This window comes from Caulobacter sp. CCNWLW153, assembly GCF_036889365.1.
GTDB classification, from domain to species: domain Bacteria; phylum Pseudomonadota; class Alphaproteobacteria; order Caulobacterales; family Caulobacteraceae; genus Caulobacter; species Caulobacter radicis.
Genome location: NZ_JBAKFV010000002.1, coordinates 1 through 13654 on the forward strand (window position 1 = coordinate 1; position 13654 = coordinate 13654).

Here is a 13654-nt window from a genome sequence, read left to right on the forward strand (position 1 = left end):
ACCATCGCCCCCGGCATGGCCGCAGACCTCGTCCTCCTCGATGACCAGCGCAACGTCGTCAGGACCTGGATCGACGGACGAGGCTAGGTCGGGATCGGCAGCGCCGTCGTGAACTTGATCTGCTCCATCGCGAAGCTGGACGACACGTCGGTCAGCGGCGCGGTGGCGATCAGGCGCTTGTAGAAGCGGTCGTAGGCGGCGATGTCCTTGACCACCACCTTCAGCAGGTAGTCGACCTCGCCGGCCATCCGGTAGAACTCGACCACCTCGGGCAGGCCCGCCGCGCCCTTGGCGAAGGTTTCGAGCCAGTCCTCGTCGTGGCGGCCGGTCTTGACGGCCACGAACACCGTCAGCGGCAGGTCCAGGGCCTCGCGGTCGAGCAGCGCGACGCGAGCGGTGATGACGCCGGTGTCCTGCAGGCGCTTGAGCCGCTTCCAGCACGGGGTCTGCGACAGGCCCACCCGCTCGGCCAGCTCGGCGATCGAGACAGTGGCGTCCTCCTGGAGGATGGCGAGCAGGCGGCGGTCGATGGAATCGAGATCGATCATCTCGCTTCTTCGCATATCGGAGATGGGAATTCTCCCAGCCTGCGCCGCGCCGCCAAGATCGACAATGTCTTTCTCGCCGAGACAGCGCACCCTTGCGGGCCTCGATCGAGGAGGGACCCGCGATGCTCGAGCTCTTCACCCGTCACCCCAGGCAGGTCGGCGAAACCTATGGCGAGCATTTCGCCATGGCGTGGAGCTTCGGCCTGCCGATGCTGGCCGCGGGCCTGGCCTGCCTGGTCCACGGCATCCTGCCCTTCCTGTTCGAGCGCACGGGCAGCAACTGCGTGAAGACGCTGCACGCCCGCATGAAGGGTCGCGGCGCTCCGGCGTCGACGCCGATCAGCTTCCAAGCCTTCGACGCCGCCATCTGAACCGACGATCCTTCGGTTCGGAGCCGCCCAAACCGGCGTTTCGTCCGTGGAGGGCGCATTTTCGGCCTCGCGCCGAATATCCGTCGTCTTTGCGCCCTGCCCCCTTGGCGGACCCACGATCCCCGGCCATGGTCCCCCGGCAGTCGGGAGGACAAGCATGAGTTTCTGGACGCGCCGCAAGGCGATCGACACGGCGCACGCCGGCCATGACGGCCCCGCGCTGAAGAAGACGCTGAGCTGGTATCATCTGGTGGCCCTGGGCGTCGGCGCCATCGTCGGCACCGGCATCTACACCCTGACCGGCGTCGGCGCGGGCCTGGCCGGCCCCGGCGTGATCCTGTCCTTCCTGATCGCCGGCGCGGTCTGCGCCTGCGCGGCCCTGTGCTACGCCGAACTGTCGACCATGATCCCGGCCTCGGGCAGCGCCTACACCTACAGCTACGTCGCCATGGGCGAGCCGGTGGCCTGGGTGATCGGCTGGAGCCTGATCCTCGAATACACCCTGGTCTGCGCCGCCGTGGCGGTGGGCTGGTCGGCCCACGCCCAGGGGCTGTTCAAGATGATCGGCACGCCCGACTTCCTGCTGGCCGGCCCGCACGCCGGCGGCCTCATCAACCTGCCGGCCGTGATCATCTCGATGGCCGTGGCCGGCCTGCTGGCGCTGGGCACCCGCGAGAGCGCCACGGTCAACATGGTGCTGGTGGTGATCAAGATCGCGGCGCTGGCCGTGTTCGTCGCCCTCTGCCTGCCGGCCTTCGACGCCAGCCACTTCACCCCGTTCATGCCCAAGGGCTTCGCGGCCAACCCCGGTCCCGACGGCGTCAAGGTCGGCGTCATGGCCGCCGCCAGCCTGATCTTCTTCGCCTTCTACGGCTTCGACGCGGTGTCGACCGCCGCCGAGGAGACCAAGAACCCCAAGCGCGACCTGACCATCGGCATCGTCGGCTCGATGGCCGCCTGCACGGCGATCTACATGATCGTCGCCGCCGTCTCGATCGGCGCCTCGCGCACCGAGGTGTTCTCGGCCAGCGAAGCGCCGCTGGTCTTCATCCTGGAAACCCTCAAGCACCCGAAGGTCGCCGCCGGCGTCGCCCTGGCCGCCGTGATCGCCCTGCCGACCGTGATCCTGGCCTTCATGTATGGCCAGAGCCGCATCTTCTTCGTCATGGCCCGCGACGGCCTGCTGCCCCGCGCCCTGTCGCGGGTGAACGCCAAGACCGGCACGCCCGTGCTGATGACCCTGCTGACCGGCGTGCTGGCGGCAGTGCTGTCGGGCCTGCTGCCCCTGAAGGAGATCGCCGAGCTGGCCAACGCCGGCACCCTGGCCGCCTTCATCGCCGTCGGCGCCTCGGTGATCGTGCTGCGCCTGCGCGAGCCCGCCCGCCAGCGCGTGTTCTCGACCCCGGCCTGGCCGGTGGTGGCCGCCGGCGCGATCCTGGGCTGCCTCTATCTGTTCGCCAGCCTCCCGGCCAAGACGCAACACTATTTCCTCTACGCCCAGCTGATCGGCCTCGCGATATACTTCCTTTACGGCGTGAGACGCAGTGTTCTGGCGCAAGGTTCGGCCCCCACGAAGTAGCGTGGGCGCGGGGCGGGCCGGAGGGGTTTCGATGACCAATCTCGACCGCGTCCTGCGCATCTGGCCCACCGCGCTCGTCCTGGGCGCGGCCCTGCTGGCCACCGCGTGCGGCGGCGGCGGCGGAGGCGGCGGCCCCTCGACGGGCGTTACCACGCCCCCGCCGCCCCCGCCGCCCCCACCACCTCCTCCACCTCCTCCACCTCCTCCACCTCCTCCGCCGCCGCCTCCTCCGCCGCCGAGCGTCTCGAGCACGGAGTACCAGCGCAGCTGGGGCCTGGCGGCCATCCACGCCAATGTCGCCTATGACGCCGGCTATACCGGGTCCGGCGTGACGGTCGCGGTCGTCGACACCGGCGTCGACCCGTCCCAGCCGGACCTGGCGGGGCGCCTGTCGGCGGCCTCCACCGACATCGTCGCCGGGCGCGACACCCCGTTCGACACCAGCCGCCACGGCACCCGCTCGGCCGGGATCATCGCCTCCAACTTCAACGGCGCGGGCACGATCGGCGTGGCCTACGGCTCGACCATCCTGTCGATCCGCGCCGACACCGCCTCGACCAATCCCAACTGCGAAGACTGCATCTTCGGCTCGACCAACCTGGCGCGCGCGATCGACTACGCCGTCGCCAACGGGGCCAAGGTGATCAACCTGTCGCTGGGCGGCGAGAACCCGCTGGGCCCGAACTTCGAGGCGGCGCTGGCCCGCGCCACGGCGGCCGGCGTGGTCATCGCCGCGGCCTCCGGCAACGAGGGCCTGGCCGATCCCGGCTGGCCGGCGCGCTACGCCGTCGACCCCCGCTACGCCGGCTCGGTGCTGGCGGTCGGCTCGGTGTCCCGCGCCGGGACGATGTCCAGCTTCTCCAACCGCGCCGGCGTCGCCGCCGAGGGCTACATCGTGGCCCCCGGCGAGGAGGTCATTACCGACTGCGACGGCGCGAGCTGCTGGCGGATCAGCGGCACCTCGTTCGCCGCCCCGCACGTCTCGGGCGCCCTGGCCCTGCTGCTGCAGGCCTTCCCCAACATCTCCGGCCGCGACGCGGTGTCGATCCTGCTGCGCACCGCCGCCGACCTCGGGACCACCGGCACGGATTCCACCTACGGCCGCGGCTCGCTGGACCTGACCCGCGCCTTCCAGCCGCTCGGGACGAGCAGCCTGGCGACCGGCGACGGCGCCGCCGTGATCCTCGACGACGGCTCGGCCCCGGGCGCCAACCTGGCCGGCTCGTTCGGCAACGCCCTGTCGCGCACCACCGCCCTGACCACCGTGCTGACCGACGACTACCACCGCCGCTTCGTCGTCGACCTGGCTGGAAGCGTGCCGTCGGCCTCGCGCCGGGGCGTCGGCGACCTGCCGCCGGCCGCGGCCTCCAGTTCGGTCGTGCTGGGCGGTCCCGCCCTGGCCGGCGCCCAGCTGGCCTTCAGCGCCGAGGCGCCGCTCTTCGAGGACATGCCCAGCGCCAGCACGCCCGACCTCCTGCTGGCGCCCCAGCCGATGCGCTCGGCGCGGATGCAGGCGGCGTTCGGGCGCTTCAGCTTCTCGACCTGGAAGGGCGAGGGCGGCGCGCCCGCCCCGTCCGGCCCCGAGGGCCGCGACGCCTTCCGCATGGTCGCCCGCCCCGACCAGACCGTGCAGGCCGCCGTTCGCCTGGGCCGCTTCGCCTTCAGCGCCGAGCAGGGCGAAGCCGAGCGTCGCCTGCCGCTGCGCACCACGCAGATCAAGGCCTCGCGCTATGTATCGGCCACCGGCCAGACCGCCGTCGGCGGCGGGGTGCTCAGCCTGACCGCCGGCACGCTGGATGAGCCGCTGGGCCCGCTGGGCTCGTTCCTGGCCCCGGACTCGACCTTCGCCCTGCCCTCGACCACCCGCTTCACGGCCGCGGCCTTCGACATCTCGCCGCGCCCGGGGGTCAGCCTGCGGGCCGAGGCCTCGATGGGCCGGATGGACGCCCAGGGCGGCCTCCTGGCCCTCGACGGCGCGGTCAGCGGCGCCTGGCGCCTGGCGGCCGCCGCCGACTGCGGCCTGATCGGCTGGTCCTGCGCCCAGCTGACCTTCGAGATCGCCCAGCCCCTGCGCATCGAGGCCGGCCGCTTCACCACCACCCTGGCCGACGCCCCGCTGTCCTACAAGGACCCGCTGACCTATTCGACGCGGCGGTTCAGCGCCTCGCCGGACGGCCGCGAGATCGACCTGCGGCTGGGCCTGGAAAAGGCCCTGGGCGGCGAGCGGCGCCTGACGGTGCGCGGCGGGGTGGCGCTGCAACCCGGCCACGACACCTCGGCCGATCCGGAGCTCAACCTCTCGGCCACCTACCGCGCCCGCTTCTGACGGCTCTTCCATTCCGCCGCGCGCCGGCTAAAGTCGGCGAATAAAACGATCGTTTGACGCGACGGAAAACAGGAAGGAACCGCCATGGCCCTCGACCGCGAGACCCGCGACCAGTTGCTCGACATGGTCGCCCGCTTCGTGGCCGAACGCCTGCGGCCGATCGAGGCCCAGGTGGCCGAGAACGACGCCGTGCCCGAGGCCGTGATCGCCGAGATGCGCGAGCTGGGTCTCTTTGGCCTGTCGATCCCCGAGGAGCACGGCGGCCTTGGCCTTTCGATGGAGGACGAGGCGCTGACGGCCATCGAGCTGGGCCGCGCCTCGCCGGCCTTCCGCTCGGTGTTCGGCACCAATGTCGGCATCGGCAGCCAGGGCCTGGTGATGTTCGGCACGGAAGCCCAGAAGGCCAAGTGGCTGCCCGGCATCGCCTCGGGCGAGATCGTCACGAGCTTCGCCCTGACCGAGCCGGAGGCCGGCTCCGACAGCGCCTCGGTGCAGACGCGGGCCGTGCGCGACGGCGATGACTACGTCCTGACCGGCTCCAAGCGCTTCATCACCAACGCCGGCAAGGCCTCGCTGTTCACGGTGATGGCCCGCACCGACCCGGATGCGAAGGGCGGCTCGGGCGTCTCGGCCTTCCTCGTGCCCGCCGGCCTGCCGGGCCTGCACGTGGGCAAGGCCGAGAAGAAGATGGGCCAGCAGGGCGCCCACATCCACGACGTCACCTTCGACGGCGTGCGCGTGCCGGCCGAGAACCGCCTGGGCGCCGAGGGCGAGGGCTTCAAGGTGGCCATGCAGGTGCTCGACCGCGGCCGCCTGCACATCGCCGCCGTCTGCGTGGGCGTGGCCGAGCGGCTGATCGCCGACTGCGTGGCCTATGCGTCCGAGCGCAAGCAGTTCGGCCAGCCGATCGCCAGCTTCCAGCTGATCCAGGCGATGCTCGCCGACAGCAAGACCGAGGCCCTGGCCGCCCGCGCCCTGGTGCTGGAGACCGCCCGCAAGCGCGACGCCGGCGAGAGCGTGACCCTGGAGGCGGCGGCCGCCAAGCTGTTCGCCTCGGAAATGGTCGGCCGCGTCGCCGACCGGGCCGTGCAGATCTTCGGCGGGGCCGGCTATGTCGCCGACTACGGCATCGAGCGGCTGTATCGAGATGTCCGTATTTTCCGGATTTACGAGGGCACCAGCCAGATCCAACAACTGGTCATTGCTCGAGAAACACTTCGTCGCGGCGGATAGCCGCAAGCACAACTCGGTAGAGTGCGACGACCTGACGCGCTCAAAACGGGAAAAGTTGTTGGCGGATTAACCATCAGCCGCGAGAGTGAACCTCGATATCTCAATCGGGGAAGCGGCCAGATGAGCCAGGACTATGCACTGAGTGACCGCGTTGCATTCATGGGCCTCGACAATCGAGCCCGTGCGGCCTTGCGGGCTCTGCGTCCGCTCATCGAGAAGGAAATCGGCCCGGCGCTGAAGGGCTTCTACGATCGCGTCAAGGCCACGCCCGAAACCCGCAAGTTCTTCGGCGACGAGCGCCACATGGACGCGGCCGGCAATCGCCAGAAGTCGCACTGGTCGGTGATCGCCGAGGCCGACTTCAGCGACACCTACGTCAAGGCCGTGCGCACCATCGGCGAGACCCACGCCCGCATCGGCCTGGAGCCGCGCTGGTACATCGGCGGCTATGCCCTGGTCAGCGAGCACCTGATGCGCGCGGCCATCCGCGAGGTCTGGCCCAAGGGCTTCATGGCCAAGGCCGACGGAGCCGAGAAGGCCGGCGACGCGGTGTCTGCCCTGATGAAGGCGGTCATGCTCGACATGGACTTCGCCATCTCGATCTATCTCGAAACCATCGAGGCCGAGCGCAAGCGCCTGGAAGAGGTGCGCCTGGCCAATGAACGCAGCCAGACCGCCGTGGTCCAGGCCCTGGGCGAGGCCCTGGCGCGCCTGGCCGAAGGCGACCTCGCCTCGCGCCTCGACATCGAGGTCACTCCCGACTTCCACAAGCTGAAGGGCGACTTCAACGCCGCCGTGGCGACGCTGGAGGAAGCGATGGCCGCCGTGTCCGCCGCCACCGACGGCATCCGCTCGGGGACCGACGAGATCGGCGTCGCCGCCGACGACCTGTCGCGCCGCACCGAACAGCAGGCCGCCAGCCTGGAAGAAACCGCCGCCGCCCTCGACGAGATCACCGCCACGGTCAAGCGCGCCGCCGCCGGCGCCCGCCAGGCCTCCGACGTGGTGGCCGGCGCCAAGACCGACGCCGAGCGCTCGGGCGTGGTCGTCACCGACGCCGTCGCCGCCATGGGCGAGATCGAGACCAGCTCTCGCGAGATCAGCAACATCATCGGGGTGATCGACGAGATCGCCTTCCAGACCAACCTCCTGGCCCTCAACGCCGGCGTCGAGGCGGCCCGGGCGGGCGATGCGGGCAAGGGCTTCGCGGTCGTGGCCTCCGAGGTGCGGGCCCTGGCCCAGCGTTCGGCGGAAGCGGCCAAGGAGATCAAGGCCCTGATCGGCGCCTCGTCCAAGCAGGTCGAGGCCGGCGTGGCCCTGGTCGGCCAGACCGGCGAGGCCCTGCGCGGCATCGTCGTCAAGGTCGCCGAGATCGACGCCCTGGTCGGCGAGATCTCGTCCTCGGCCCAGGAACAGTCGAGCGGCCTCGCCCAGGTCAACATCGCCGTCAACCAGATGGATCAGGTCACCCAGCAGAACGCCGCCATGGTCGAGCAGACCACCGCCGCGACCCATTCGCTGAAGGGCCAGTCCAGCGAACTGACCCGCCTCGTCGGCGGCTTCAAGACCTCCCGCCAGGCGGCGCCGGCCCAGGCCGCCCGTCCGGCGCCTCGCCCGGCCGCGCCCCGCGTGGCCTCCCGTCCCGGCGCGCACCGCGGCTCGACCGCCGTCGCCATCGACCAGGACTGGGAAGAGTACTGAATTTCGTGAGGTCGGGGCGCGGCTTAGCGTAGCGCGCTCCGGCCAGTTTCTTCGCGCGTCTCCTCAACTGACCCGCCGCGAGGCGGGTCTTTTTCTTGGAGCGCGTATTCTTGGAGAGGACCGGACGTTACTTGGATACGCCGGTATCCAGACAGCAAAACGCCCCCGCCGGTCCGGCCGTGGCGCGTCCCCTGCGGGATGCGCCGGCCTGGACCAGCGGAGGCGCTTGAAACCCCCTCTGGGAAGGCGCGTAAGACTTACGCGCCGCCCGGGAAGCGGAACGGAACCTTCACGGTGCCGGTCTTGGAGCCCATCGGCAGCTTCTCGGCGATGCACATGGCCGCCTTGTCGAAGCCCTTGCCGGCCGCGCTGTTGTCCACGACCTTGCAGGCCGAGAGCTTGCCGGCGTCGGCGGTGCACTCAAGCATCACCTGGGCGGCGTCCTTGGTGTTGGCGAACTGCTGGAGGCAGCGGCCCATTTGGTCTTCGAAACCGCCGGCGGCCGAAGCGGCCTGAGCGACGAAAAAGCTGCCGGCGATTCCCGCGGCAATAGCGATCGGATATTTCATCCCGCTGCTCCTAGTATTTTTTCTTCGTCCGTTGGACGTTGCGCCAACCGGACGCCTGCACCTTTTCGCAGCCGCAAGTTAAGATAGTCTGAGTCACCGAAGAATAATCGATATTTACTTATCGATAACCATAATGACTTGTGAATGGCGCCATGCCGCCACAATCGCCCCTCTCTAGACTCAAATACGCGTGCGTATGCGCACATCGATACGCATGCGGCATGGGGGTGCGACAGGGTGCGGCCATCATCCTTAACCAAAGTCAGGAAGAATTAGGAATCTATCGTGATGATCGCCCCACATTGCGGACGGTCCGTGGGCACGGCCGTCTCTTGGAGGGGATTTGTCATGAAGCGCTTTCGACTCGTCGATCTGCCGTTGATCATAAAAATCGGCTTCGCGCCGGCCTTCGCACTACTGATGCTGGCGGCCATGGCCGTGGGGTCCATCGTCGTGCAGAAGAGCCAGTCGGCGGCGCTGCAACAGGTCGTCGAGACCGACATGCGCACCAACAGCGAGATCCAGTCGCTGTCGCGCCGCATCACCGACGCTCACGGCAAGCTCTACCAGATCCTGGCCTCCAAGGCCGACCCGATGGCCGCTCCGGCCGGTCCGCGCATCACCGAGCTGCTCGCCGAATTCGACACCTTGGGCAAGGAAATGAAGGCCCTCTCCGGCCGTCTTCCGGTCTCGGAGCGTCCGAAGATCGAAGCCCTGGTAAAGGCGCTGGCCGAGTGCCGCAGCGCCGTCGACACCGTCAGCGGCATGGTCGACGTCGACGCGGGCATGGCGATGAGCTTCGCCGGCAGCTTCGAAGACCAGTACGTCAAGATGGCCGCGCAGCTGCAGAAGGTGGTCGACGACGCCGCCAACCGCGCCAAGACGCAGGCCGCCAAGCGCCAGGCCGAGGCCGCCGCCTCGATCAGCATCACCATCGTCCTCTCGCTCATCACCCTGGCCGCCGTCGGCGTCCTGGCCTTCATGACCGTGATGACGACCCGCAAGTCGATCGCCGACATCGCCGGCGCCACCGAGAAGCTCTCCAAGGGCGACAACGGCATCGATCTGGAACGCCTGACTCGTGGGGACGAGCTGGGCGCCATCGTGCGTTCGCTGAAGGTCTTCCGCGACAACCAGCTGCACCTGGAGCAGCTGCGCGCCGAGCAGGAGAAGTCGGCCGCCCTGACCGCCGACGAGCGTCGCGCCAAGGAACAGGCCGCCGCCGCCGCCGCCCGCGAAAGCGCCCTGGTGGTCAGCTCGCTGGCCGAGGGCCTCGAGCGCCTGGCCCAGGGCGACCTGACCTTCCGCGTCACCGCCACCTTCCCGGGCGAGTACGCCAAGCTGAAGGACGACTTCAACGGCGCTATCGCCCAGTTGCAGGACACGGTGAAGGTCATCACGGCCTCGACCGACGGCCTGCGCACCGGCGCCGACGAGATCGCCCACGCCTCCGACGATCTGTCGCGCCGCACCGAGCAGCAGGCCGCCAGCCTGGAAGAGACCGCCGCCGCCCTCGACGAGCTGACCGCCACCGTGCGCCGCACGGCCTCGGGCGCCCGCCAGGCCTCGGACGTCGTCTCCACCACCCGTGGCGAAGCGACGCATTCCGGCCAGGTCGTCCATCAGGCAGTGTCCGCGATGGGCGAAATCGAAAATTCCTCCAAGCAGATCAGCCAGATCATCGGCGTGATCGACGAGATCGCCTTCCAGACCAACCTCCTGGCGCTCAACGCCGGGGTGGAGGCCGCCCGGGCGGGCGAAGCGGGACGTGGTTTCGCGGTCGTCGCCCAGGAAGTCCGCGCGCTCGCCCAGCGCTCGGCCGAGGCCGCCAAGGAGATCAAGACCCTGATCTCGTCGTCGACCCAGCAGGTCTCTGCGGGGGTGAGCTTGGTCGGCCAGACCGGCGAGGCCCTGCAGCGGATCGTGGCGAAGGTCGGCGAGATCGACGCCCTGGTCACCGAGATCGCCGCCTCGGCGGCCGAGCAGGCGACCGGCCTCAACGAAGTCAACACCGCCGTCAACCAGATGGATCAGGTGACCCAACAGAACGCCGCCATGGTCGAGCAGTCGACCGCCGCGACGCACTCGCTGAAGGGCGAGACCGCGGAGCTGGTGCGCCTGATCGGTCGCTTCCGTGTGGGCGAGGGTTCGGCCCAACGCTTTGAACGCCCGCGCGAAGCCGACCTCGCCGTCGACTCGCCGGCCCGCAACCCCGTCGCCGAGCAACGCGCCCGGCTCGGCGCCTTCGCCCGGCCTGGCCGCGGCGGAGCCGCCGCAGCGGCCGCCCCGGTCAGCGACGGCTGGGAGGAGTTTTGATGACTGTGCTTTCGCTGCCCGAGACGCTTGATCTGAAGGCGTCGGGTCCCCTCAAGGCGGCGTTCCTGGAACGCCGCGGCGATGCGGTCGAGGTCGACGCCGGCAACGTCCGTCGCCTCGGCGGCCTGTGCCTGCAAGTGCTCCTGGCGGCCAAGACCGCCTGGGCGGCGGACGGCAAGTCCTTCTCTATCCGGGCCCCTTCGGAGGCCTTTGTCGAAACCACCCGTCTGTTCGGCGCCGAAGGGGCGCTTCTTTCAGCGGATATCCATGGAGTTCAATCGTGACGCGGACGGTCCTCACGGTCGATGATTCCCGAACGATGCGGGACATGCTGCGCATGGCCCTCGCCGGCGCCGGGTTCAACGTCGTCGAAGCGGTCGACGGCGAGCACGGGCTGGAAGTTCTTTCGGCCCATCGCCCCGACGTGATCATCACCGACATCAACATGCCCAAGCTGGACGGCTTCGGCTTCATCGAGGCGGTGCGGGTCGACGACGACTATCGCGCCATCCCGATCCTGGTGCTGACTACGGAAAGCGACCCGGCCAAGAAGGACCGCGCGCGCCGCGCCGGCGCCACGGGCTGGATCGTCAAGCCGTTCAACCCGGAAAAGCTGGTCGACGCCATCCGCCGCGTCGCGGCCTGACGTCGTTTCCCCCTGCCCGGGGGCACTGAAGACTCTCTCGTTTTAGGAACGTTGGAATGGACGAGTTAGAGGCCATCAAGGTCACCTTCTTCCAGGAGTGCGAGGAACTGCTCGCCGACCTCGAAGGCGGGCTCCTGGCCATGCAGGACGGCAACGACGACGGCGACACCGTCAACGCCGTGTTCCGCGCCGTCCACTCGATCAAGGGCGGCGCCGGCGCCTTCGGCCTCGAGCCGCTGGTGCGCTTCGCCCACGTGTTCGAGACCCTGCTCGACGCTGTTCGTTCCAACGAAGTGCCCTCGACCCCGGACCTGGTCGCGACCCTGCTGCGCGCCTCGGACGTCCTGGCCGACCACGTCAGCTCGGCCCGCGGGCTGGGCGTCGTGGACGAGGCCGTCTCGGCCGCCATGGCCGCCGAGCTGAAGGCCTGCACCGACCCGAACGCGGCTCCGGCGCCCGTGGTCGAGACGCCGGTCTTCGAAGCCGCGCCCGTCGCCGCCGCGCCGGCCGAAGCGTTGATCGGGGCCGACGACGCCCTGGACGACGACGACCTCGGCTTCGACTTCCAGCCGATGACGATCACCATCGACGAGCAGGCGGCCGACGTCGCCGCCGCCGTCGGCAACGTCTGGACGGTGTCGATCCGTCCGAAGTCGGACCTCTACCGCAAGGCCAACGAGACCGCCCTGCTGCTGCGTGAACTGGCGCGCCTGGGCCCGATCGAGGCCACCCTGGACGCCAGCGCCATACCGCCGCTGGACCTGCTGGACGCCGAAGCCGCCTACGCCACCTGGACGGTGCGCCTGGAGACCGAGGAAGACGAGACCGCCATCCGCGAGGTCTTCGAGTTCGTCGACGGCGACTGCGACCTGGAAATCACCCGCGGCGAGGGACTGAACCCCGACGCCGCCCTGGCCGCGCTGCTGGCCGGCGATGCGCCCGCCGCCGCTGCGGCCGCGCCCGTGGTCGTCGCCGAGATCCCGGCCCCGGTCGTGGTCGAGGCCGCCCCCGAGCCCGTCGCCGTCGCGCCGGTCGTCGAGGCCGCTCCGGCTCCGGTCGCCGCGCCGATCGCCCCGGCCGCTCCCGTCGCCGCCGCTCCGGCCGCTGCTCCGGCCGCGGCCAAGACCCAGCAGATCGACGTCCCGGGTCCGGGCCAGTCGGTGATCCGCGTCGATCCCGAGCGCATCGACCGCCTGATCGACCTGGTCGGCGAGCTCGTCATCAACCAGGCCATGCTGGCGCAACGCGTCGGCGAGTACGGCATCGCCCCCTCCTCCAACCTGGCCATGGGCCTCGACGAGCTGGAACAGCTGACGCGCGAGATCCAGGACAGCGTCATGGCCATCCGCGCCCAGCCGGTGAAGTCGGTGTTCCAGCGCATGCCGCGCCTGGTCCGCGAAGTCGCCAGCATGACGGGCAAGCAGGCCCGCCTGGTGATGGATGGCGAGAACACCGAGGTCGACAAGACGGTCATCGAGCGTCTGTCCGACCCGATCACCCACATGCTGCGCAACGCCATCGACCACGGGCTGGAAAGCCCCGAGGAGCGCAAGGCGGCCGGCAAGAACCCGGAAGGCGTCGTGCGCCTGGCCGCCCTGCACCGCAGCGGCCGGATCGTCATCGAGGTCTCCGACGACGGCAAGGGCATCAACCGCGAGCGCGTCCACTCGATCGCGATCAAGAAGGGCCTGATCTCGCCGGAACTGCAGCTGACCGACGAGGAGATCGACAACCTGATCTTCCTGCCGGGCTTCTCGACCGCCGACAAGATCTCGGACGTCTCGGGCCGCGGCGTCGGCATGGACGTGGTCAAGCGCTCGGTGCAGGCGCTCGGCGGCCGCATCTCGATCACCTCGCGTCCCGGCCAGGGCTCGACCTTCACCCTCAGCCTGCCGCTGACCCTGGCCGTCCTCGACGGCATGGTGGTCGACGTCGCCGGCGAGACCCTGGTGGTGCCGCTGGCGGCCATCGTCGAGAGCCTGCGTCCCAAGCCCGAAGAAGTTCGCCCGCTGGGCCCGGTCGGCTCGGTGCTGGCCGTCCGCGACAGCTTCGTGCCGCTGATCGACGTCGGCCTGACGCTCGGTTACCGCGACAGCTCGCCGCCGCCGACCGAAGGCGTGGTGCTGCTGGTCGAGGGCGAGGACGGCTCGCGCGCCGCCCTGGTGGCCGACGCCATCCACGGCCAGCGCCAGGTGGTCATCAAGTCGCTGGAGCAGAACTACCAGCAGGTCGACGGCGTCGCCGCCGCGACGATCCTGGGCGACGGCCGCGTGGCCCTCATCCTCGACGTCGACGCGGTGATCAGCCTGCGTCGCCGCGAACCGCCCCGCCCCGCCGAACCCACCCTGATCGCCGCGGAATAAGC

General features: G+C 69.8%; 11 protein-coding genes. 9 read left to right on the forward strand and 2 right to left on the reverse strand.

The features are described 5' to 3' along the window. Nucleotides 1-83 precede the first annotated feature (83 nt). The gene (locus V6S85_RS03720; RefSeq protein WP_334348112.1) at nt 84-563 is read right to left on the reverse strand and encodes an Lrp/AsnC family transcriptional regulator; all 480 of its coding nucleotides are present in this window, start codon (nt 561-563) and stop codon (nt 84-86) included. A 107-nt stretch (nt 564-670) separates the two neighbouring features. Here V6S85_RS03720 and V6S85_RS03725 point away from each other — a divergent pair, with 107 nt between their 5' ends. The 5 genes from V6S85_RS03725 (at nt 671) to V6S85_RS03745 (ending at nt 7758) form a co-directional block, all read left to right on the forward strand. Continuing rightward, nucleotides 671-919: a DUF6356 family protein gene (locus V6S85_RS03725; protein WP_334348113.1), complete on the forward strand. Its 249-nt coding sequence runs from the start codon at nt 671-673 to the stop codon at nt 917-919. Nucleotides 920-1076: 157 nt separating this feature from the next. Then, nucleotides 1077-2498, forward strand: coding sequence for an amino acid permease (locus V6S85_RS03730; protein ID WP_116569542.1), 1422 nt, complete (start codon nt 1077-1079; stop codon nt 2496-2498). Between the two features lie 31 nt (nt 2499-2529). Then, nucleotides 2530-4824 carry a S8 family peptidase gene (locus tag V6S85_RS03735; RefSeq protein ID WP_334348114.1) on the forward strand — a complete coding sequence of 765 codons (2295 nt, stop codon included), beginning with the start codon at nt 2530-2532 and terminating at the stop codon, nt 4822-4824. Nucleotides 4825-4908: 84 nt separating this feature from the next. Then, on the forward strand, nt 4909-6057 hold the full coding sequence (locus tag V6S85_RS03740; protein ID WP_116569540.1) for an acyl-CoA dehydrogenase family protein: 1149 nt from the start codon (nt 4909-4911) through the stop codon (nt 6055-6057). Nucleotides 6058-6177: 120 nt separating this feature from the next. Then, nucleotides 6178-7758, forward strand: a complete 1581-nt coding sequence (locus V6S85_RS03745; RefSeq protein ID WP_116569539.1) for a globin-coupled sensor protein — start codon at nt 6178-6180, stop codon at nt 7756-7758. Between the two features lie 257 nt (nt 7759-8015). Here V6S85_RS03745 and V6S85_RS03750 read toward each other — a convergent pair whose 3' ends face one another. Continuing rightward, complete coding sequence (locus tag V6S85_RS03750; RefSeq protein ID WP_058347358.1) at nt 8016-8327, reverse strand: hypothetical protein; 312 nt, start codon at nt 8325-8327, stop codon at nt 8016-8018. A 348-nt stretch (nt 8328-8675) separates the two neighbouring features. Here V6S85_RS03750 and V6S85_RS03755 point away from each other — a divergent pair, with 348 nt between their 5' ends. From V6S85_RS03755 to V6S85_RS03770, 4 genes are read left to right on the forward strand one after another with little or no spacing between them, the layout of a single operon-like run. Continuing rightward, nucleotides 8676-10643 (forward strand): methyl-accepting chemotaxis protein, encoded by a 1968-nt coding sequence (locus V6S85_RS03755; RefSeq protein ID WP_116569538.1) that lies wholly within the window; start codon nt 8676-8678, stop codon nt 10641-10643. Then, the gene (locus V6S85_RS03760; RefSeq protein ID WP_420808196.1) at nt 10643-10927 is read left to right on the forward strand and encodes an STAS domain-containing protein; all 285 of its coding nucleotides are present in this window, start codon (nt 10643-10645) and stop codon (nt 10925-10927) included. The genes V6S85_RS03755 and V6S85_RS03760 overlap by 1 nt, the downstream gene beginning before the upstream one ends. Continuing rightward, on the forward strand, nt 10924-11289 hold the full coding sequence (locus tag V6S85_RS03765) for a response regulator (RefSeq protein WP_058347355.1): 366 nt from the start codon (nt 10924-10926) through the stop codon (nt 11287-11289). Before V6S85_RS03760 ends, V6S85_RS03765 begins: the two co-directional genes overlap by 4 nt. A 56-nt stretch (nt 11290-11345) precedes the next feature. Continuing rightward, nucleotides 11346-13652: a chemotaxis protein CheA gene (locus tag V6S85_RS03770; RefSeq protein ID WP_334348115.1), complete on the forward strand. Its 2307-nt coding sequence runs from the start codon at nt 11346-11348 to the stop codon at nt 13650-13652. Nucleotides 13653-13654 lie beyond the last annotated feature (2 nt).